The 21148-nt window shown below is 34.8% G+C and carries 19 protein-coding genes, 1 pseudogene and 1 riboswitch; of the genes and pseudogenes, 15 read left to right on the top strand and 5 right to left on the bottom strand.

The features are described from left to right. Positions 1-130: 130 nt before the first annotated feature. The 4 genes from cypD (at position 131) to ABH960_RS25540 (ending at position 5473) form a co-directional block, all read left to right on the top strand. A complete protein-coding gene (gene cypD, locus ABH960_RS25555) occupies positions 131-3331 on the top strand; it encodes a bifunctional P-450/NADPH--P450 reductase (RefSeq protein ID WP_404449212.1) in 3201 nt (1066 codons plus the stop codon). 286 nt (positions 3332-3617) lie between these two features. Then, positions 3618-4367: a class I SAM-dependent methyltransferase gene (locus ABH960_RS25550; protein WP_404449210.1), complete on the top strand. Its 750-nt coding sequence runs from the start codon at positions 3618-3620 to the stop codon at positions 4365-4367. 181 nt (positions 4368-4548) lie between these two features. Next, positions 4549-4854, top strand: a complete 306-nt coding sequence (locus tag ABH960_RS25545; protein ID WP_149190667.1) for a monooxygenase — start codon at positions 4549-4551, stop codon at positions 4852-4854. Between the two features lie 286 nt (positions 4855-5140). Beyond that, positions 5141-5473: a DUF1904 family protein gene (locus tag ABH960_RS25540; protein WP_002142404.1), complete on the top strand. Its 333-nt coding sequence runs from the start codon at positions 5141-5143 to the stop codon at positions 5471-5473. A 52-nt stretch (positions 5474-5525) separates the two neighbouring features. On the opposite strand, the gene ABH960_RS25535 is transcribed toward ABH960_RS25540, so the two are convergent. Together ABH960_RS25535 and ABH960_RS25530 are read right to left on the bottom strand one after the other, a co-directional pair. Further along, a complete protein-coding gene (locus ABH960_RS25535) occupies positions 5526-5849 on the bottom strand; it encodes a hypothetical protein (RefSeq protein WP_404449208.1) in 324 nt (107 codons plus the stop codon). Positions 5850-5994: 145 nt separating this feature from the next. Beyond that, a complete protein-coding gene (locus tag ABH960_RS25530) occupies positions 5995-6387 on the bottom strand; it encodes a VOC family protein (protein WP_404449206.1) in 393 nt (130 codons plus the stop codon). 115 nt (positions 6388-6502) lie between these two features. On the opposite strand from ABH960_RS25530, the gene ABH960_RS25525 reads away from it, so the two are divergent. Together ABH960_RS25525 and ABH960_RS25520 are read left to right on the top strand one after the other, a co-directional pair. Continuing rightward, positions 6503-8812 carry an AAA domain-containing protein gene (locus ABH960_RS25525; protein ID WP_404449204.1) on the top strand — a complete coding sequence of 770 codons (2310 nt, stop codon included), beginning with the start codon at positions 6503-6505 and terminating at the stop codon, positions 8810-8812. 75 nt (positions 8813-8887) lie between these two features. Then, positions 8888-8989: riboswitch (SAM riboswitch) on the top strand. An 88-nt stretch (positions 8990-9077) separates the two neighbouring features. Continuing rightward, positions 9078-10283, top strand: a complete 1206-nt coding sequence (locus ABH960_RS25520; RefSeq protein WP_404449202.1) for a M20 family metallopeptidase — start codon at positions 9078-9080, stop codon at positions 10281-10283. Between the two features lie 105 nt (positions 10284-10388). Here ABH960_RS25520 and ABH960_RS25515 read toward each other — a convergent pair whose 3' ends face one another. Both ABH960_RS25515 and ABH960_RS25510 read right to left on the bottom strand, forming a co-directional pair. After that, the gene (locus ABH960_RS25515) at positions 10389-10922 is read right to left on the bottom strand and encodes a DUF2199 domain-containing protein (protein WP_404449200.1); all 534 of its coding nucleotides are present in this window, start codon (positions 10920-10922) and stop codon (positions 10389-10391) included. 134 nt (positions 10923-11056) lie between these two features. Further along, on the bottom strand, positions 11057-11497 hold the full coding sequence (locus ABH960_RS25510) for an Lrp/AsnC family transcriptional regulator (RefSeq protein ID WP_404449198.1): 441 nt from the start codon (positions 11495-11497) through the stop codon (positions 11057-11059). Between the two features lie 166 nt (positions 11498-11663). On the opposite strand from ABH960_RS25510, the gene ABH960_RS25505 reads away from it, so the two are divergent. The 4 genes and pseudogenes from ABH960_RS25505 to ABH960_RS25490 form a co-directional block, all read left to right on the top strand. Next, positions 11664-12428, top strand: coding sequence for an SDR family oxidoreductase (locus ABH960_RS25505; protein WP_404449195.1), 765 nt, complete (start codon positions 11664-11666; stop codon positions 12426-12428). Between the two features lie 205 nt (positions 12429-12633). After that, positions 12634-13608, top strand: a complete 975-nt coding sequence (locus ABH960_RS25500; protein WP_404449193.1) for a phosphotransferase enzyme family protein — start codon at positions 12634-12636, stop codon at positions 13606-13608. A gap of 63 nt (positions 13609-13671) precedes the next feature. Beyond that, complete coding sequence (locus tag ABH960_RS25495) at positions 13672-14271, top strand: DJ-1/PfpI family protein (protein WP_000701587.1); 600 nt, start codon at positions 13672-13674, stop codon at positions 14269-14271. Positions 14272-14400: 129 nt separating this feature from the next. Continuing rightward, positions 14401-14535 (top strand): annotated as a pseudogene (locus ABH960_RS25490) (IS3-like element ISBt2 family transposase); the annotation flags it as partial. 110 nt (positions 14536-14645) lie between these two features. Here the strand turns inward: ABH960_RS25490 and ABH960_RS25480 are convergent. Further along, the gene (locus ABH960_RS25480) at positions 14646-15230 is read right to left on the bottom strand and encodes a hypothetical protein (protein WP_404449191.1); all 585 of its coding nucleotides are present in this window, start codon (positions 15228-15230) and stop codon (positions 14646-14648) included. Positions 15231-15750: 520 nt separating this feature from the next. Here ABH960_RS25480 and menA point away from each other — a divergent pair. The 5 genes from menA (at position 15751) to ABH960_RS25455 (ending at position 21086) form a co-directional block, all read left to right on the top strand. Further along, positions 15751-16662 carry a 1,4-dihydroxy-2-naphthoate polyprenyltransferase gene (menA, locus tag ABH960_RS25475; protein WP_404449189.1) on the top strand — a complete coding sequence of 304 codons (912 nt, stop codon included), beginning with the start codon at positions 15751-15753 and terminating at the stop codon, positions 16660-16662. A 287-nt stretch (positions 16663-16949) separates the two neighbouring features. Further along, the gene (locus ABH960_RS25470) at positions 16950-17276 is read left to right on the top strand and encodes a hypothetical protein (protein ID WP_404449187.1); all 327 of its coding nucleotides are present in this window, start codon (positions 16950-16952) and stop codon (positions 17274-17276) included. 313 nt (positions 17277-17589) lie between these two features. Beyond that, positions 17590-18279 (top strand): response regulator transcription factor, encoded by a 690-nt coding sequence (locus ABH960_RS25465; RefSeq protein WP_404449185.1) that lies wholly within the window; start codon positions 17590-17592, stop codon positions 18277-18279. Then, positions 18276-20060: a sensor histidine kinase gene (locus tag ABH960_RS25460; protein WP_404449183.1), complete on the top strand. Its 1785-nt coding sequence runs from the start codon at positions 18276-18278 to the stop codon at positions 20058-20060. Before ABH960_RS25465 ends, ABH960_RS25460 begins: the two co-directional genes overlap by 4 nt. Positions 20061-20243: 183 nt before the next feature. Next, entirely contained in the window at positions 20244-21086 is an 843-nt protein-coding gene (locus tag ABH960_RS25455; protein ID WP_002013627.1) for a polysaccharide deacetylase family protein, read from the top strand. Positions 21087-21148 lie beyond the last annotated feature (62 nt).

Genomic DNA, 21148 nt, shown 5'->3' with positions numbered 1-21148 from the left:
ATCGTGAATAGTTCGGGAAAAGATAAAATAAGGTAATCAATTACATATCTTTATCCCAGGCGATTCATTGCTATCTTCTTTTTATTGAATGGGATATTTTATTTCATGCTTTTTTGAAAGGGTGTTTTTAATGGATAAAAAAGTATCTGCCATTCCTCAACCGAAAACATATGGATTGCTGGGGAATCTCCCATTAATCGATAAAGATAAACCGACCCTATCCTTTATCAAGATAGCGGAAGAGTATGGTCCCATTTTTCGAATTCAAACTTTAAGTGATACCATTATTGTCGTTTCTGGACATGAACTGGTAGCAGAAGTCTGTGACGAAACAAGATTTGATAAAAGTATAGAGGGTGCTTTAGCGAAAGTTCGCGCCTTTGCTGGAGACGGATTATTTACAAGCGAGACTCACGAGCCTAACTGGAAAAAAGCTCATAATATTTTGATGCCTACATTCAGCCAACGAGCAATGAAAGGTTATCATGCTATGATGGTCGATATTGCTGTACAACTCGTTCAAAAATGGGCACGGCTTAATCCGAATGAAAACGTAGATGTTCCGGAGGATATGACTCGCCTTACATTGGATACAATTGGTCTATGTGGTTTTAATTATCGATTTAATAGCTATTATCGTGAGACCCCTCATCCTTTTATTACTAGCATGAGCCGTGCTCTAGATGAGGCGATGCACCAATTACAGCGGCTGGATATAGAAGATAAACTCATGTGGAGAACGAAACGTCAATTTCAGCATGATATTCAATCTATGTTTTCTTTAGTAGATAATATTATTGCTGAACGTAAAAGTAGTGGAAATCAGGAAGAAAATGATTTACTTTCCCGTATGTTAAATGTGCAGGATCCGGAAACTGGTGAAAAATTAGATGATGAAAATATTCGTTTCCAAATTATCACTTTTTTAATAGCTGGGCATGAAACAACAAGTGGATTATTATCTTTTGCAATCTATTTTTTATTAAAGAATCCAGATAAATTGAAAAAAGCCTATGAAGAAGTAGATCGGGTTTTAACAGATCCCACTCCAACATACCAACAAGTTATGAAATTAAAGTATATCCGGATGATTTTAAATGAATCGCTACGTCTATGGCCTACTGCTCCAGCATTCAGTCTCTATGCAAAAGAGGATACAGTGATTGGTGGGAAATATCCAATTAAGAAAGGAGAAGATCGTATTTCTGTTCTTATTCCACAGCTACATAGGGATAAAGACGCGTGGGGAGACAATGTGGAAGAATTCCAACCTGAACGATTTGAAGAGCTGGATAAGGTTCCTCATCATGCTTATAAGCCATTTGGAAATGGTCAACGAGCATGTATCGGTATGCAGTTTGCACTTCATGAAGCCACACTCGTAATGGGAATGCTTCTTCAACATTTTGAATTCATCGATTATCAAGACTATCAGCTGGACGTAAAACAAACATTAACGCTAAAGCCTGGTGATTTTAAAATTAGGATTCTACCCCGAAATCAAACTATTAGCCATACTACTGTTCTTGCGCCTATAGAGGAGAAACTGAAAAACGATGAAATCGAACAGCAAGTTCAGAAGACTCCTTCTATTATTGGAGCCGATAATAGAAGGAGTCTTCTTGTTCTGTATGGATCGGATACAGGGGTAGCAGAAGGTATTGCAAGAGAACTAGCAGATACAGCTAGTTTAGAAGGTGTTCAAACAGAAGTGGTAGCACTTAACGATGGAATTGGAAGTCTGCCAAAAGAAGGGGCGGTTCTTATTGTAACTTCTTCTTATAATGGAAAACCACCAAGTAATGCAGGGCAGTTTGTGCAATGGTTGGAGGAATTAAAATCGGATGAGCTAAAAGGTGTTCAATACGCAGTTTTTGGTTGTGGAGATCATAATTGGGCTAGTACTTATCAGCGAATTCCAAGATACATTGATGAGCAAATGGCTCAAAAAGGAGCAACAAGATTTTCGACACGTGGAGAAGCAGATGCAAGTGGTGATTTCGAGGAACAGCTCGAGCAATGGAAACAAAGTATGTGGTCTGATGCGATGAAGGCATTTGGATTGGAACTTAACAAAAACATTGAGAAAGAACGCAGTACATTAAGTTTACAATTTGTTAGTCGTCTTGGAGGATCTCCTCTTGCGCGAACATATGAAGCAGTTTATGCATCTATACTAGAAAATCGTGAACTTCAATCATCTAGCAGTGAAAGAAGCACGCGACATATTGAGATATCCTTGCCAGAAGGCGCTACGTATCAAGAAGGTGACCACCTTGGGGTGCTGCCAATTAATAGTGAGAAAAATGTCAACCGAATTTTAAAACGCTTTGGATTAAATGGGAAGGATCAAGTCATACTGAGTGCAAGTGGACGAAGTGTAAATCACATACCTTTAGACAGTCCTGTTAGTTTATTTGACCTTCTTAGTTATAGTGTAGAAGTTCAAGAAGCAGCCACTCGAGCACAAATACGAGAAATGGTGACATTCACAGCATGCCCTCCTCATAAAAAGGAATTGGAATCATTATTGGAAGAGGGAGTTTATCATGAACAAATATTAAAGAAACGTATGTCAATGTTGGATCTTCTTGAAAAGTATGAGGCTTGTGAACTCCGATTTGAACGCTTTTTAGAACTTCTTCCTGCGCTCAAACCGCGTTACTATTCTATTTCAAGCTCTCCACTCGTTGCACAGGATCGTCTGAGCATTACGGTTGGTGTTGTTAATGCACCTGCATGGAGTGGGGTAGGGACATATGAAGGAGTCGCTTCTAATTATTTAGCTCAGCGTCATAATAAAGATGAGATTATCTGTTTCATTCGAACGCCACAATCAAACTTTCAATTACCTGAAAATCCAGAAACACCAATTATCATGGTTGGACCAGGTACTGGAATTGCACCATTCCGTGGATTCTTGCAAGCGCGTCGTGTTCAAAAGCAAAAAGGTATTAACTTAGGACAAGCACATCTATATTTTGGTTGTCGTCATCCTGAAAAGGATTATCTCTATCGTACAGAACTAGAAAATGATGAAAGAGATGGATTAATCTCTTTACACACAGCTTTTTCTCGCCTAGAAGGATATCCTAAAACATATGTACAGCATTTAATAAAACAAGATAGAATCAATTTAATTTCGTTATTAGATAATGGAGCGCATCTTTATATATGTGGTGATGGAAGTAAAATGGCTCCTGACGTAGAAGACACCCTTTGTCAAGCATATCAAGAAATTCATGAAGTCAGTGAACAAGAAGCAAGGAATTGGCTGGATCGTGTGCAAGAAGAAGGGCGATATGGAAAAGATGTTTGGGCCGGAATCTAAATTCGTCTTAATTAGATAAGTAATATTTAATTCACGAACTTCTTTCGACTAAGTATAACTGTAAACGAAATAAACTGCTTTATAAAAACCCTGTATTTTTCATTGAATATGGGTTTTTTTTATTTTTAAATAAAAGGGACGTATATGTTGATTCAAAATCCAACAATCTTTATGCTTTATATACACAACATGAATAAAAGGATGACAAAATTTTTATGGTTAGTATGGTAATTTGGAAACAGAAGTCAGCTTAATCTATGAAAACCTTATCAGAGGAGTGATGTAAGTGAGACAAAATGTTTACGATAATCCGAATTTCTTCAAAAACTACACAGCGTTGCGTGAAAGTGGAATAAATGCTAATGACTTCATAGAACAGCCAGCAATCAAATCATTAATTCTGTGTTTGAAAGGAAAATCGGTACTAGACTTGGGTTGCGGTGATGGTCATTTTTCAAAGTATTGTATAGAAAATGGTGCAAAAAACGTAATAGGTGTAGACATATCCAAAAATATGATTGAACGTGCTAAAAAGTTAAATCAGGATGATAACATAGAATTTATGTGTCTTCCTATGGAGGATATGGGACTAGCCAATCAAAAGTTCGACCTGATTATAAGTTCCCTCTCTATACATTATATTGAAGATTACTCGGCAATGATTCAAAAGATTAATGAATTATTAAAAAGCGGTGGTGAATTTATCTTTTCAACCGAACACCCAATAGCAACAGCTCGCAAAGGAAGCAACCATTGGATAAAAACTGAGGATGGTAATAAATCACACTGGGCATTAGATAATTATCAAGAAGAAGGAATGAGAGTACACAACTGGTTTGTTGACGATAGTGTGGTTATTTATCATAGAACTGTTGCCACATTAATAAATACTTTAATTGAACACGGGCTTTCGCTGGATAAAATAATCGAGCCGCAATCAACTTTGGCAGGGATAGAGAAAATGCCAGATTTAATAAACGAATCGCGAAGTCCATCTTTTATTATAATCAAGTCAAAAAAACAAAATAATATTTAAAAATATCTACCGCAATCTGGGAGCTTTTATTGAATTACGAAAATAGCCGTTTCACTAAGGAATGGCTGTTTTTTTTAAACATAACCTAAAGCCGTTAAACTGTATGCGTTCAAGTTGCTATCATTTTTTAATTATTTTATAAAAGAGGTTGTGAAAATATTGAACATAGGAGTGAGTGAAAATGGCATATTTACTACAAGTTGATTTTCCGTTTGAAGGTCCTTTTGGTGAAGAAATGGAAAAAGCATTTTTGGATTTAGCAAAAAGTATTAATGAAGAAGAAGGATTCCATTCGAAAATATGGACGGAGAATCAAGAAACGAAAGAAGCTGGAGGCATCTATGTATTTGAAGAAAAACAAGATGCTGAAAAATACGCGGAAATGCACAAAAATAGACTTCAAGCATCTGGTGTTAAAGATATTAGAGTAAGAATTTTTCACATCAATGAAAAGTTAACTAAACTGAATCGCGGTTATAGTAAATAATGAGGGACACGGAATTCAAAAAAGAAGGGGGGAATCCCTTCTTTTTTGAATTGATGCTACAGAAAGAATAGCGTGTTTTTTAATTTAGGGTCATCTCTTTTTGATAGTTTGATATCGATGTGACAATACCCCTTTATTATTTTTCAGGTTACAATACATGTATTGCTTCAATAACATATGATCATTCTTAAGAATGTCATTGAAATGTACCAATAGATGTTAGTGCAGCAAAATAAATTGTGTTATGATGTGAGCAAATATAAAGCTATCTAACGGAGGGATTCACATGCCGCATGTTGTGTTTCGTGGAATTACTATTGAACAATTAAAAAGCATAAGCAAGCCATTAGTAGAAGAGCTCGCAGATATCTGTGAGTGTGGTACGGATAATTTCACCTTGGAACTACCAAGTTCTACGTTTGTATTCAATGGAGAAGAAATAGAAGCGTTTCCTCTTATTGAAGTGAAATGGTTCGAGCGTGGACAGGAAATTCGTGATCGATTTGCCAAGGCCATTACTACATATGTAATGGATTTTGGACTTCCAGAAGTAGAGGTTGTATTTACGGTTTTCACAGAATCAGCGTATTATATTAACGGGAAGCATTGTGCAAGTTAGAGCTATTTGAAAGATTTTTATAACATTAAGAAAAGAAATAGGAGAGAACACCCTATTTCTTTTTATTAATATAATAAAATGTGATGACTAGATCCAAAGTAATGATAATAATTAGAAGTACCAAGTGTATAAGTGCATCAGTTTTCCCGTTTAATAAAGATTTTATAAAGAAATCCCATTCTGTTTCATAGGGAGGCTCTGACCAATTTCGCTGCATTCCTAACACCATTCCATTTATGAAAAAGATAATACTTAATAGGATCCTTCCAACAAATACGGCAGCCACTTTTATATTCCAGCGCTGTATCTTAATTACATACAGGATTGGAAATAGAATAAGTATCCAAAAAATAATAATATAGATTGTATTAATCATTCTCTACTCCTAACAAAAGGATTGTGTTTTTAATCTTGGTGAATTCTCAGGTTGGAGGTATGTTTTATTGTTACTGGATATGCACTTGTAAAAACAAGGGCCGGAATTCCGGCTCTTTTTCTATCCCGCAAAATAAAGGTTTACTTTATCTCTCCGTCTCAAAAAACTCAATCCACTCTCCGTCAGGACCAGCGAAGAATATGTAACGTGTTCCATCTGGTAATTTTTCAATTTCTTCTCCTAGTAGGAAGGTTATTTTGTGTTTCTGTAGTCTTTCGATTTCATCCTCTAATGAATCCACTTTAAAGCAAATGTGATGTACTTTTCCTTCTGCTGGAAGGGAAGAGTTGTAACCTTCAATTAGTTCAAGTATCGTTTCTTTCGATTCTTCCACACCTAAAAAAGCGAGTTTTAAGTCTGGATTTGGATGTCCCATACGTTTAATGAGTTGTAAGCCGACTACTTCTTCATAAAATGAGATAGATGTTTCTAAGTTTGTAACCATAAGTCCAACGTGTTCGATTCTTCTAACTGGCATGTAGATTCCTTCCTTCTTTCTGAAAATTATATACAATATATTATTGAAAATTAAGAAAATAAGCAAGATAAAAACCTTACAAATTTTAGCGTGTTATATGGTATAGTGAGAAAGTATGTTTGGGGAGAAGGAAGGAGATTATACGATGAATACACCTACTCAAACTCCTTCATTATCGGCAACGATGAAAGAGTGGCATTATGCATTAGCGTATGAAATTAAACATTGGAAAACGATAGGTGGTAGTAAAATTTCTATCATGAACGGTCGTTTTTTATATACAGATTATGAAAGTACAGTATACGTATTTCAGCTTATTTCGGAAGTAAGCTTACCTGAAGGTTCACCAATTCGAATTGAGTTCGATGGTGAGGAAGCGACAGGAGAAGTATTATCTGTACATGGATTAGAAATAGAACTGAAATTAAACGATTATATACAAGGTGAAATACGAGAAGCGGTTTTATACAGTGAACCGTGGCAACTGTTAGAACAACTGCAAGAGAGATTGAAAGAAGCTCATAAAGATAAGCTAAAACGTAATCGTATAAAGCGTCTTGTTGATGGGACGAGCAGTCCGAAACATATTGAAAAGATGAAAAATACGAAAAATGAATTGGCGTATCGTTCATTTTACAATCCGACAACGTATGTGTGGGGACCGCCTGGAACAGGGAAGTCGTACAATTTATCACGTATTATTTCGGCTCATTATCAAAAAGGAAAATCGGTACTTGTGTTAGCTCATAGTAATGCGGCAGTTGACGTATTAATGAGTGAAGTAACGAAGCAAATTGAAAAGAAAAAGAAATGGACACCTGGCGAAATTGTTCGTTACGGTTATAGTCAACATGAGCATATACGAAATCATGAAACGTTACTTGCATCGAAGTTAGTTGAAACGACGAATGGATCTTGGGGAGAAGAAAGACTCTATTTAGAAGAGACACGACAAGATCTTCGTGAAAAGATTTTATCATATAAAGCGACTTCTGCTGATAAGAAGCGTATACAAGAGATTGAAAGTAATCTTCGAAAGCAAAAAGCGAAAATTAAAGAAGTAGAAAAAGAATACATTGAAAATGCGAAAGTAATCGGTGCGACTTTATCGAAATGTGCAATTGATTCCCTTATTTATGAGCGTACATTTGATTTAGTTGTCGTAGATGAAGTAAGTATGGCTTATGTTCCGCAAATCGCATTAGCTGCTTCACTTGGGAAACGTATTGTCGTTTGTGGTGACTTTTTACAGTTACCTCCGATTGCGATGGCGAACCATGAACTCGTTCGAAAATGGCTCGGTGAAGATATGTTTTATCATGCAGGGATTGTTGATTCTGTAAATAAATCAGAAGCACATCCGAACCTTTTTATGCTGCAGGAGCAAAGACGTATGCATACGGATATATCGAAGTTTACGAATTCATTTATTTATAAAAATAGAGTGTACGATCATCCATCTGTTTCAGAGCGTAAAGAACTTGCGAAACTGCAACCGTTCGCAAATGAGGCGAGTGTTTTATTTGATACGAGCTTAATGGGAGCCTTTTCTTTAAAAGACGCTGCTTCCGGTTCTCGTTTTAATATTATGTCTGGTTTAGTAGCGATGCAAATGATGTTAATTGGATTGTTAGATGGTGTTCAATCTATCGGGGTAGTTACGCCTTACAGGGCACAGTCCCGCTTTTTATCAACGTGCATTAGAGAAATGTTGCAGAGAACGAAATATCAAAACATACCAGTTTTAGCGGCGACAGTTCATAAGTTTCAAGGGTCTGAAAGAGATATGATGATCTTTGATACGGTAGATAGTTATCCGCAAGAACGCCCTGGCGTGTTATTCTTTGATCATAAAAACCATCGCCTCGTCAATGTAGCAGTAACGAGAGCGAGAGGGAAGTTCATTCAATTATCAGATTGCCACTACATGCGTAAAAATCTTTCGAGAAAACAAGCGTTATCGCAATTAACAGCTCATATAGAACGTCACGGAGATGTGTATGATCGCACGACATCAAGACAATTGTGGGAGCGAAAAATCTCGAAACGTTTACGCTGGTTTATGGAAATGAATCTTGAAGAGCCGAAAGGGTTATTGAAAGATATTTTAGCCGCAAAACGAAAAATTATTATTTCACTTCCAAGTACAAAACAAGTGGATAAGCGAGTATGGCAAGCGTTAATGCGTACAAATGCGCAAATAACAGTGTATAGTGATGGACCAGTTCCATTGAAAAATGTAAAATTACAAAGACAAAATAAAGCATTCCCGTTTATCGTAATCGATGATGAAATCTTTTGGGCGGGAGCACCACTTACATCTCAAATGATGTTTGAAGGTAGTATGGAATTTCCGTACGTATGTGCAAGACTGCAAGCACCAGAAACAATTGGTGTGTTAAAAGGATTTTTAGATATTCGGTAAATTCGGATAGGAATTCCTTGACTTTTAATCAGAATGAACTTAGAATGAATGTAATTTAATATAATTTTATGAAAATTCTTATCACGAGAGGTTGAGGGACTGGCCCTATGACACCTCGGCAGCGGATTCTTTATGAATACTGTGCCAATTCCAGCAAGGTAACTTGAAAGATAAGAAAGAAGCTCATTTTGACTGTATATACAGAAGCCTCTTTCTATCTTTTAGAAAGAGGCTTTTTTACGTGAAAATAAAAGGAGGAAGAAAAATGGGAGCGACAGGAGTAACGTCACAAAGAAAAACAATTGAAGAGAGTATAGAAAGAAATAAGGAAAAGTACATAGAAACAAGTCATAATATTCATGCGAATCCGGAGATTGGTAACCAAGAATTTTACGCATCAAGAACGTTAAGTTTGTTGTTAGGAAGCGCAGGATTTCAGTTGCAGCACAATATAGCTGGTCATGAAACAGGGTTTATCGCGCGAAAAAGTTCCGGGAAACAAGGACCAGTTATCGCATTTTTAGCTGAGTATGACGCTTTACCAGGACTCGGTCATGCGTGTGGTCACAATTTAATCGGAACAATTAGCGTTGCAGCAGCGATCGCGTTATCAGAAACGCTTGAGGAAATCGGCGGAGAAGTTGTCGTGTTCGGAACACCAGCAGAAGAAGGCGGGCCAAATGGTAGCGCAAAATCGAGTTATGTGAAAGCTGGCTTATTTAAAAACATTGATGCGGCGCTTATGATTCATCCGAGCGGAAAAACAGCTCCAACGAGTCCATCACTAGCGGTCGATCCACTTGATTTTCATTTTTACGGAAAAACAGCTCATGCAGCAGCCTCACCAGAAGAAGGAATTAACGCATTAGATGCGATTATCCAGCTGTATAACAGTATTAATGCACTTCGCCAACAACTCCCATCAGATGTGAAAATTCATGGAATCATTACAGAAGGTGGCAAAGCACCTAACATTATTCCGGATTATGCTGCGGCACGCTTCTTCATCCGTGCTGCAACGAGAAAAAGATGTGCGGAAGTAACAGAAAAAGTAAGAAATATTGCACAAGGGGCAGCGTTAGCAACAGGTACGAAAGTAAAAATTCATCAATTCCAAAATGAAATTGATGAATTGCTCGTGACAAAAACATTTAATGACGTCGTAGCCGATGAACTAGAACTATTAGGTGAAGACGTAAACCGTAAAGGAAGAGTAGGAATTGGCTCAACAGATGCAGGAAATGTAAGCCAAGTCGTACCGACAATCCACCCGTACATTAAAATCGGTCCAGATGACTTAATTGCGCATACAAATGAATTTAGAGAAGCAGCCCGTTCAGAACTTGGAGACAAAGCATTAATTACATCGGCAAAAGCACTAGCGAATACAGCGTATCGATTAATTACGGAAGAAGGGTTGTTAGAGAAGGTGAAGGAGGAGTTTAGGGAGGAGCAGAGGAATCAGGGGTAGGTGGTTAAAATACAGTTGAGAGTTCTCTTTTCGAAGAGAAATCTGATTAATAAGTGAAAATGCAATAAAAAAGAACATTGATTTTTCAATGTTCTTTTTTATTTACTAATCATTTATTTCTTCGTTATTTTGATAACAAATTTCTTCAGCAATTTCTTGGATGCGATCTAGTTTAATACCATCTTTTTGTTCAATAGATAATGGATGGTCTGTTAGTTCGAGTTCAATATAAGGTTTGTAACCGATTTCTCTAGTATGAACCATTGTTTTTAAACTTACTGTATCTGGATAACAAGGAAGTTGGGTAGATAACCAACCAAACATTGGCTCTAATTCGTTTTCTCTTCCTTTCGTTTCCCAGTAATCAAGCGTCTTTTGGAAGTTTGTTTCACTTAAAGATACCCATACATCCCATATAAAAGGTCCCTCACCATCTAAAATTGGAATTTCAATACAACCTTTCATAAAGAAATATTCATCATCAATTACACATAGATCTTCATCCATTTCAACTCGACTCTCTAGCTCTTCTTCAGGGATATAGTAAAAATAATCGGGAGCCTCATTCCCATAACATATAGGGAGTTCATCGTGAAATACTCCGCAAAATTTACAAACATAGCCTATTTTTTCGTTCATTAATTTTCTCCTAACCATCTATATCAATTGTGTTTGATCATTTGATTTTAAATAGATTATATCATTTATTTTGTTGATTTCTCTCACAAAGAAGCAACTTTTAATGTTAGCGGAGGATAATACGTACCCTCTTATCAGAACGACAATTTTTCTTCAAATTCACTCTTTAAAACAATTAAAGGAGACGATAATCCAAATTGCATTAAAGAGTCTAAAAATGCAGCGAGAGAATCCATCGAATCGCTCATGACTTTCATCATATAATTAAATTCCCCGCTAATTCGATATAAATCTGTTACTTCAGGAGCGGCATTACAAAATTGGATAAAATCAGAGCATTGACTCGTTTTGAACATAATGAATGCTTGAATGTCTTTATTAATTTTGGAAGGCTCAAACTTCGTTCGGTAAGCGGCTATAACCCCTTGATCTTCAAGCTTGTTAATGCGTTCTTTTACAGCGGGCTGCGTCATGGATATAATACGTCCTATTTCTGAAACAGAAATTCTCGCATTTTCATGCAACAAGTTCATAATTTTATGGTCAATTTCATCTAGTTTTACTGCGTTTTGCATTGGATAGCCCTCCTTTTTATTTTCTAAAGTAAATCGTAAATTATAACTATAATATCATAAGTGAAGGAACTAAATTACCTATAAATCTATATTTAAAATTATTAGTATTTGCATAAAAATATAAGTATAGGATTTATTAAACGAAAATGTAGGAAGGGTGGAAAAAATGAAGAATCTTGATGGGAAAGTAGCGTTAGTAACAGGAGCGAGTCGGGGCATTGGTCGTGCGATTGCGATGAGATTGGCGAAAGATGGTGCATTAGTTGCAGTTCACTACGGCCGAAATAAAGCAGCTGCAGATGAAACAGTTAGAGAAATTGAATCTAATGGAGGAAAAGCGTTCTTAATTGAATCTGAACTCAATTCAATTGATGGTGTCAAAAGACTAGTAGAGAAATTAAAGGAAGAACTGCAAGAGACAGTTTGTACATCAGAGATTGATATTTTAGTAAATAATGCAGGCATAGGTATACAAGGAACGATTGAAAATACGACAGAAGAAATTTTTGATGAAAATATGGCCGTAAATATTAAGGCGCCGTTCTTCTTAATTCAGCAAACATTACCGTTATTACGAGCGGAGGGGCGAGTTATTAACATTTCATCAGCTGAAGTAAGACTTGGTTTTGCAGGGTCCATTGCATACGGCTTAAGTAAAGGTGCATTAAATACGATGACACTTCCTCTAGCTAAACATCTTGGAGAAAGAGGTATAACAGTGAATACAATTATGCCTGGATATACGAAGACAGATATAAATGCGAAATTGCTAGATAATCCGGAAATACGAAATTTTGCTACGAATTCATCTGTTTTTGGACGAATAGGACAAGTTGAAGATATTGCAGATGCAGTAGCGTTCCTTGCTTCTTCGGATAGTCGCTGGGTAACAGGGCAGATTTTAGATGTTTCTGGTGGGTTTTGTTTATAGGCGGAATCACTCTATAATTATTAATTTGAGATTATTTAAAAGCTATAGAGACTCCACCTTTCGAAAATATTTTAACTATTGAGTTGTAAAAAGAACCGTAGTTTTTCATTTTGGGAAAGGCTATGGCCTTTTTTAATGGTGGCATGGATATGATGAGAGGAAGTTGAGTTGTATTGAAAATTTTTTCACATGAAAGGAAAAAAGGATGAAATACATAATAAAAGATGTATTAATAAATTATTTTAAAGAAATTCACTCACTAGCAGTGGAAGAAGAGTTACATAAAAATAGCTGGAATACAGATTTACACTATAAAATTATGGTGAATGGAAAGCGATATTCCGCACGGTTTATCAATAGCAAGCGAACAATCAATCCGGCTTTTGGGGCGTTATCAAACGAACAATTGATAGAGCAAGTACGTTTTACGTATTATTTACGCGAGCATGGGATCCTTTTTATGCAAATTAATAAAAATAGGTCAGGGGAGTCATTTACATTAGTCGCATGGAATGATGAACAATACCGATTTATATTGTCTAATTGGATTGAAGGAGAACATATTACACTTTGTACAGAAGCTATCGCAGAAGCATTTGGAAAGGAAGCAAGAAAGGTTCATGATATTTCTAGTACATTTCAAAGCGCGATTTTTCAGAAGAAATCTCATTTGGATGGGTATGTTGAGTTTATTAATATGTTAGAAAGCAAGACAAGCGCATGTAAGGAATTGCGGGAGTATATAGATTTTGCTAAATATCATATAGACTGCGCATATACGAGTGAATTAGAGTTTATTGTACAAACAGACTTAAATCCTTTGAATGTTTTATGGGGCTCAAGTCAACAGGTAAAGGGAATTGTAGATTTTGAATCTATTAGTTATGTTGACCGTATTGAAGGATTAGCCTTTTTAATAAAATGGTACTCTCGAACGAAAGGAATACAGTCGCATAAAGTATGTCCGGAAGTTGCTAGAGCATTTTTAGAAGGGTATAAAGCTAATAACATTTTAACTTCAAATGATTATAAAAGACTTTCTTCGTTGCTATGGTTATCCGGTAGTTTAAATTGGAACTTCGTTAAAAAGACGATGAGTCTATTAGGTGACGGGAGAGAATTAGAGGAACATTTGAAAGTTTATAGAGTAAGGGGAGAAAGGTTGTCTTCATTGTTTTAATTTGTAGATAACATTTCTTCTCTTTTGGGATTTATAAAACAAAGCATATGAGGTGTTCTAAAAATGAAAATACAAATTGTAGTGTTTGACGGTTTTGGAGAGCTTGTCTCCTTTGCACCTTTTGAGGTATTGAAAAGAGCGATAGAAGAAGGGGCTCCGTTTACGGTTGAATTAGTTTCTAGTGAACCAAAACAAGAGGTTACTACTTCGTTTGGAGTTACGGTTAAATTACATGATTTTTTACGAATGGATAATCGTCCAGATTTGTTAATTGTACCTGGTGGTGGCTGGAATCATAAAGCTGAACATGGGGCACGAAAGCAAGCAGAGCTTGGTAATTTGACCAAAATGATTAGAGAGATGCACGATGAAGGAACAATTGTTGCTGGAGTTTGTACAGGAGGTATGTTACTAGCTGTATCCGGTATATTGAATGATAAAAAGGCAACAATGCATCATTTGGCGCAAAATGAAATTAGTCAATATGGAGCAGAACTTCTTCATTACAGAATTGTGGATCAAGGCGATATTATTACTGCAAGAGGAGTTACTTCAGGAATTGATTTAGGTCTTTGGATCACGGAAAGGTTTGCAAGTCCAAAAATTGCAGCTGCTGTTGAATATAGAATGGAATACGAGAGGCGAGGTGTTGTTTGGAAGTGATTTGAATTCTTTTTTATTGGCGTAATAATAGGGTGCTTGCTGTAGTGAAGTGAATCCGAATAGTGGTACATGAAAAAACACCTTCTGAATTTGCATATTAAGTATGCGAATTCAGGAGGTGTTTTTCGTTTGAAGACAAGAGTTCATTACTCTGAAGAAATAAAGTGGAAAGTGATTCAAATGAAAAAGAATGGGTATTCAAATCGTACCATTATAGAGACACTTGGAATTAAAAATACTACAATTGTGTGCGAATTCAAGAAAAATCAAACCACCTATCCCCTAAAGAATATAGGGAACAGGTGGTTTAGGTATTTTGATATGTGTTCCGATTTTGGGGGTCACTTCAAAAAAAGATAAGTGCTTTTTATTTTTTAGCAACCAGGTAAGACAATCTCCACATTAAAATCAAAATATATATAAGAACTATCTCGACGAATGCTTACTAAAGTTGCTGTACCATTTACTTGTGAAAGTCCATTTACACATAATAGAGGTAAAGATCCATCACAGTTATAGCAAAGAACATTGTTTATTTGTACAACATCATTTAAATATGCACTAAATCCTGTTCTTGGATCTGTACATGGAAAAAATTGAGCTGGAAATCCAAAATAGAATGGTAAATTTCCAACTGCAGTAATTTGAGATACAGAAACATTACATTCTATAACACCACAAGGAGTAGTTACAGATGATTGAGCATCACATTGAGCAACATTAAGTTTTAAATAAAATGGATCTGTAATTACAGGGAAAGTATCACCAACATGTAATGGCTCTGGAAAAATAATTGATGAAGGATTACTCGTACCCGCCGTTAATCTAATTGTCCCAGAAGTATTTATGACGTTTTGACAAGGAGTAGAACAGTCTAATAATTGTTCTACATCTGATGTACTTTCATTATCTATCTGAATTTTTTCAGAAGTGTTTAAAACTTGATTTAATTCCTCCATTTTTTCACACACCTTTAATTCATTTTTAATCTGCCTTAATAAAAAATGAAATTAAATAAGAATTAGTACATGTATCACTTGTTTTTGGATGTGAGGTATTAGTTCCTAAATAAAATTTTTCTTTTTCTGCAGTGGATTTCTTATAAAATGAAATCAATCATAGAGTGCCTTGCTCCGACTTGAACAATCTTAATTTTACATCACATCGCTATCAAGCTAAGAAAATAGAGCTACCTCCAGAATGAGGTTTTGCCCTAACTTGCAATAAAAAAGCTCGTTTTTTCGTTTAAGGTGGATCTGTTTTCTTAAGTTGATGGGCAGGTGACGGTACCATATTTAAAGAAATTTAGTTTTGTTAGCTTAATAGTAATTCAACTTTTAATTTTTCACTTTACTATTATTAGATTTGTTAGGAGGGGTATCATTTATTTGATATAATTAATGGATGTGAATCAAGAAATAGAAAGAAAGATACTTCTAGTGATTTTATACTTAAAATGTAGGGAGATTGAACAAAGTTATGGGGAATGAAAAAGAAATTAGTTCCGCTAAATTAATATGGAAGATGACGAGGCCGCATACATTAACGGCGACGTTTTCTCCTGTAATTTTAGGGACAGTGGCATCACTTTATGTTGCAGAAATTCATTGGCTTTTATTTATTGCGATGATGGTTGCATGTTTAGCATTGCAAATAGCAACGAACTTATTTAATGAGTACTATGATTTCAAACGTGGATTAGATACCGCTGATTCTGTTGGTATCGGTGGTGGAATTGTCCGTCACGGATTGAAACCGAAAAATGTGTTAACAGTTGCGCTTTTATTGTATGTAGTAGCAGCAATTATTGGAGTTTATATTTGTATGAATAGCAGCTGGTGGTTAGTCGTTATTGGTTTAATTGGGATGGCGGTTGGCTACTTATATACAGGTGGTCCATTACCAATTGCGTACACTCCATTTGGAGAATTAGTTTCTGGATTGTTAATGGGGACATGTTTTGTACTCATTGCTTTCTTTATTCAAACGAATACGATAACGATTGAAAGTGTATTGATTTCCATTCCAATTGGAATTTTAGTCGGTGCAATCAACATGTCGAATAACATCCGAGATATCGAAGAAGATATTAAAGGTGGAAGAAAGACGTTAGTAATCCTCCTTGGGAGAGAAAAAGCAATAGTAACACTAGCTGTAGCCTTTTTCATTGCTTATTTATGGATCGTGGTGATTGTATTAATGGGTTATATAAGCCCTTGGGCATTAGTTATGTGCCTAGGTTTAAGAAAGCCAATCTCTGCTATTCAAAGTTTCCAAAAAGGAGCAAAGGATCCTGGATATATGCGCATCGCAATGAAATCAACAGCGATGACAAATACGATTTTCGGCTTCTTATTATCAGCAGGATTATTAATTAGTTATCTGTTTTAGATAAAAAATATTGTTAAATAACTTAACCCCAATTTCTCGATTTTAATATGGAGAGATTGGGGTTTTTATTTTTGTATTTCTTTAATAATGATCAAACCCTTTTATAACTCTACATTATGTAATAGATTAGTGGAGATAAAGATCAGGATGATTAGAGGAATGATTTTTATATTTTTCTAAGCTATAGAGGTTTTCAATAAAAAAATAATAAAATACAATATTTTTTTATTGGGAAACGATAAATGCTATGTTAATCTTAAAAAAAGGATAGACAAGGATGAAGAAGAATGAAAAAATTTTTTTTAGTTGGATTTTCTACCATAACTTTAATTATTATTGGTTTTATCTCTTACATTACATTAACAACGAAAGATCCATTAAGTGACAAAGAATTTCCAATAACTCAAGAAAAAGCAAAGGCAACTGCTATTGAATATTTTCAAAAAGAAAAACAGTTAGATGTTGTTATAACTAAAGTTGGAGTAGTGGGAGAAATAGGATATAAAGTTTGGATCGAAGGACATGAGCTGAATAATGAACAACAAAAAATTGATGCAATTATAGATGTTGCAAAAGAAGATAAATATAAAGTAATAAGTTCTAATATCAATTAAATATCAAGTATTACATATAATTGATATTACCTTATAATTCTACCTTTAATATGAAAAAATCGCTATCCTGTTTGTAGAAATATACAAAAAGGATGGCGTTTTTGTATGGATTTTTCGATTCAAGATGAGTTTCATTATTTGCTGAAGAATTACAGTTATCTCTGCATTTTATCTTTATATTAGCATGCTATTATCTTGATATAGCTATGTTGCATGTAGTAGTGATGGAAATAGTGAAAGGTTTTTAATTGGTTAAAATATAAAATGAACTATTTCTTCCTAACAATAAAAATAATCATGGAGAAGATAAAAGATGCAAAGAACAATATTAATTGTAGAAGATGAAGATATTTTACGTGAAATAATGAAGGATTACCTACTAAACGAAGGATATAATGTCTTAGAGGCGATTGATGGGAAAGAAGCATTATCTATATTTGAAGAACATGAGGTACATTTAATTATTTTAGACATTATGTTACCGGAATTAGATGGTTGGGCGGTCTGCCGGCGAATTCGTAAGAAATCTAATGTACCTATTATTATGCTAACGGCTCGGGTGGATGAAGATGATACCTTACTCGGATTTGAACTGGGAGCAGATGATTATGTTACAAAACCATATAGTCCCCCTATTTTATTGGCAAGAGCAAAACGATTAATTGAAAGCCGATATACTTCTACTGTTGTTAATGTATCTATGGAAGACACATTAACTAGTAGTGGTATCCATGTACATTTCCCTTCTCGTACAGTAAATATAGATGAGGAAGAAATAAATCTGACGCATACAGAATTTGAAATATTAACGTATTTCATGCAAAATCAAGGGATTGTAATTTCGAGAGAACAACTAATCACTAAAATTTTGGGTTATGAATTCGCTGGGGATGATCGTACTGTTAATAGTCATATCCGTAATTTGCGTCATAAATTAGGGAAAAAAGCGACTTGTATTGTAACCGTTGTGCGAGCTGGTTATAAATTTGAGGGACAGGTATGAAAAAAGGAATTGTATTAAAGTTATTTATATTAACAACGGCATTATGTACACTTATTTTAGTGACTATTTTTATTGGACAAACCATATTTTTCAAGCAATATTATTCGAATCGAAAAGTTAATGATATTAAAACGAATATTCAATCCTTTGAAAAGGCATATATAAAAGCTGGAGATGACGCGAAAAGGATTCAAGAGTTGGAACAAAATTTCTATCAAGATAATGCGACATGGATTACAACGTTAGATAGTGTAGGGAATATAAAATATGCAAGTGATTTTTCTTTAGAAATTCAGTTAGATCCTAACGGAAATAACACCTTTTCTGAACGTTTAATTCAGATACCGTTGTATAGTTTTGTTAATTTAGAAGATATACAAAGGATAAAAGATAGTTTAGAACAGGGGAATCATATTATTATCGATGGAGTGCAGGAAGGTGATGCAGTAGTCCCTGCGATGTTAACAATAAAAGAGAAGAATGTTGGTTTGGAGAACAAGCAGTTGTCAGAGAAGTTATATGGCCCAAAAGTCGCATCTTCAAAAGAAAGTTCACAAGTATATTTAGCAGGGAGCATTAAGAATGTGCAGTTACCGGAGGGTACTGTAGGAACTAACTCTATTTATGGAAATCGTGTGTTAATAGATAGAATAAAACAATTTCAGGTTGATTTAATATTAAATCAACAACCAAATAATATTACTTCTACAGAAATAGTGGATTATGAAGAAAATGATATTAAATATAAACTATTAATCAAACCAACAATAGATGCAGATGGTAAGGTGAATTATATATTTGCTATGACATCATTACAGCCAGTTGATGAAGCTGTGCAAATGATAAAGGATTATTATGTATATTTAATTATCTTTGTTTTGATTTTAATCGTTTTGATATCGTTCTATTATTCAAATAAAATCGCCAAACCACTATTACAAATAAATGATACTACAAAAAAAATCGCTGGTTTAGATTTCTCAGAGACGATACCTATTACTACAAAGGATGAAATAGGTGCTTTATCACAAAATATTAATACACTTTCTAAGGCTATGCATTCATATATTAATCAATTGCAGCAAGATATAGAGAAAGAAAAGCAATTAGAAAATACACGTAAAGAATTTATCGCGGGTGTTTCACATGAGTTAAAAACACCTTTAAGTATTATGAAGAGCTGTATTTCAATTTTGGAGGATGGTGTTGCTAGTAATAAAAAGGATTATTACTTTAAAGCAATGTCAAAAGAAGTAGATAAAATGGATATGCTTATTATTGATATGCTGGAGTTAGCAAAATTCGAGTCTGGTACGTATAAGATGGAAATGGATGTTTTCCATATTGATGAGATGATTGATTATATATGTGAGCAATTAACCTCGGATATAACAGCTAAGCAATTACATGTCCATAAACAACTTTCTCAAATTGAGGTAGTTGCAAATCCACATCGAATAGAGCAGGTGGTGACTAACTTTATTACGAATGCGATTCGTTACACACCAGAACAGGAGAATATTATTATTTCTACAATAGAAGAGAATGAACGTGTAAAAGTATGTGTAGAAAATAAAGGAGCACATATTGAACTAGAACATTTAGAGAAAATATGGGATCGTTTTTATCGAGGAGATACGTCTCGTCAACGCTCCAAAGGTGGAACAGGATTGGGCCTTGCTATTTCAAAAAATATATTAGAGCTGCATGGTGCGGAATATGGTGTTTCGAATACAGAAGATGGAGTGTTATTTTTCTTCTACTTAAATAAAAACGTGTAGAATTTTCGTTCTACACGTTTTTATCATTTTTAAACAAAATCGACATTATCTGCATTTTATCTTTATCCATCTCTATTAATCTATTTATTGTAAACACCGGTTGAAACGAATGATTCAGTCGAGTAAAGGCTCAGCCTTATAAATAATGAATATGAAAATTAATAGGGAAAGGATCGAAAAATAATGAAAGAATCACAAAGTAAGAAAAAAACAAGTCGATTAACTAAGGTAATAATATCTCTAGGAGTTGTTTTAGCAACGACCTTTTTCACTTTCTTTTTAATTGGAAAATGGCACTCTATCCCAGCGAAGGGAGTAGCTAATGAAAGTATGAAACAAGTTAATACGCAACAACAAGAAAAGAAAAAGGAAACATCACCAGCAAAACAAAAAAGACCTGATGGAAAACCGGTAGGAAAAGTTGTCTATTTAACATTTGATGACGGTCCTAGCGAATTGACTGGAAAATTTTTAGATGTACTAAAAGAGCAAAATGTTGCTTCGACATTTTTTATGCAAGGTAGTAATTTACAAAATACAGGTTTTCAGGAAAATGTAAAACGAGCAGTAAAAGAAGGACATTATATTGGTGCACATAGTATGACACATAATAGTGATAAGCTATACAAAAAGGGACAATTTGTACCAGAGATGAAAGAAACGTTAGATCTTATCCATAATATTACGGGCACAACTCCTAAACTAGTCCGTCCGCCATATGGATCTGCACCAGGATTAAAGGGTGAGGAAATTCGTAATCAAATTGTAGAAGCAGCAATAAAAGTTTGGGATTGGACAATAGACTCAAATGATTGGAAATTAAAAGATAATCCAACTCAGATTATCGAAAATGTAAAGAAACAGACAACAGAAGAAGTAGAAGTTGTTTTAATGCATGAAAAGGCGCAAACATTACAAGCACTTCCTGAAATTATTAAATTTTATAAAGAGCAAGGGTATGAATTTGGGGTATATAATGATGAGGATCATTTTCGTCTAAATTTCCAGAAAGATCAACGTTTATAGTATAAACATAGTTATTTTAAAAGGTGTTTTTATTACTAAATCAATAATTAAGCCAAAAGTCG

The organism is Bacillus sp. RC252 (assembly GCF_044909215.1).
GTDB classification, from domain to species: Bacteria; Bacillota; Bacilli; order Bacillales; family Bacillaceae_G; genus Bacillus_A; species Bacillus_A mycoides.
Note: the sequence above shows the minus strand (reverse complement) of the source record. Positions and strands in the feature narration are given on the sequence as shown.

Coding starts and splice junctions, on each gene's coding strand:
- cypD (WP_404449212.1), top strand. CDS start 131: ATGGATAAAAAAGTATCTGCCATTCCTCAACCGAAAACATATGGATTG.
- ABH960_RS25545 (WP_149190667.1), top strand. CDS start 4,549: ATGGCATATTTACTACAAGTTGATTTTCCGTTTGAAGGTCCTTTTGGT.
- ABH960_RS25540 (WP_002142404.1), top strand. CDS start 5,141: ATGCCGCATGTTGTGTTTCGTGGAATTACTATTGAACAATTAAAAAGC.
- ABH960_RS25535 (WP_404449208.1), bottom strand. CDS start 5,849: ATGATTAATACAATCTATATTATTATTTTTTGGATACTTATTCTATTT.
- ABH960_RS25530 (WP_404449206.1), bottom strand. CDS start 6,387: ATGCCAGTTAGAAGAATCGAACACGTTGGACTTATGGTTACAAACTTA.
- ABH960_RS25525 (WP_404449204.1), top strand. CDS start 6,503: ATGTTTGGGGAGAAGGAAGGAGATTATACGATGAATACACCTACTCAA.
- ABH960_RS25520 (WP_404449202.1), top strand. CDS start 9,078: ATGGGAGCGACAGGAGTAACGTCACAAAGAAAAACAATTGAAGAGAGT.
- ABH960_RS25515 (WP_404449200.1), bottom strand. CDS start 10,922: ATGAACGAAAAAATAGGCTATGTTTGTAAATTTTGCGGAGTATTTCAC.
- ABH960_RS25510 (WP_404449198.1), bottom strand. CDS start 11,497: ATGCAAAACGCAGTAAAACTAGATGAAATTGACCATAAAATTATGAAC.
- ABH960_RS25505 (WP_404449195.1), top strand. CDS start 11,664: ATGAAGAATCTTGATGGGAAAGTAGCGTTAGTAACAGGAGCGAGTCGG.
- ABH960_RS25500 (WP_404449193.1), top strand. CDS start 12,634: ATGAAATACATAATAAAAGATGTATTAATAAATTATTTTAAAGAAATT.
- ABH960_RS25495 (WP_000701587.1), top strand. CDS start 13,672: ATGAAAATACAAATTGTAGTGTTTGACGGTTTTGGAGAGCTTGTCTCC.
- ABH960_RS25480 (WP_404449191.1), bottom strand. CDS start 15,230: ATGGAGGAATTAAATCAAGTTTTAAACACTTCTGAAAAAATTCAGATA.
- menA (WP_404449189.1), top strand. CDS start 15,751: ATGGGGAATGAAAAAGAAATTAGTTCCGCTAAATTAATATGGAAGATG.
- ABH960_RS25470 (WP_404449187.1), top strand. CDS start 16,950: ATGAAAAAATTTTTTTTAGTTGGATTTTCTACCATAACTTTAATTATT.
- ABH960_RS25465 (WP_404449185.1), top strand. CDS start 17,590: ATGCAAAGAACAATATTAATTGTAGAAGATGAAGATATTTTACGTGAA.
- ABH960_RS25460 (WP_404449183.1), top strand. CDS start 18,276: ATGAAAAAAGGAATTGTATTAAAGTTATTTATATTAACAACGGCATTA.
- ABH960_RS25455 (WP_002013627.1), top strand. CDS start 20,244: ATGAAAGAATCACAAAGTAAGAAAAAAACAAGTCGATTAACTAAGGTA.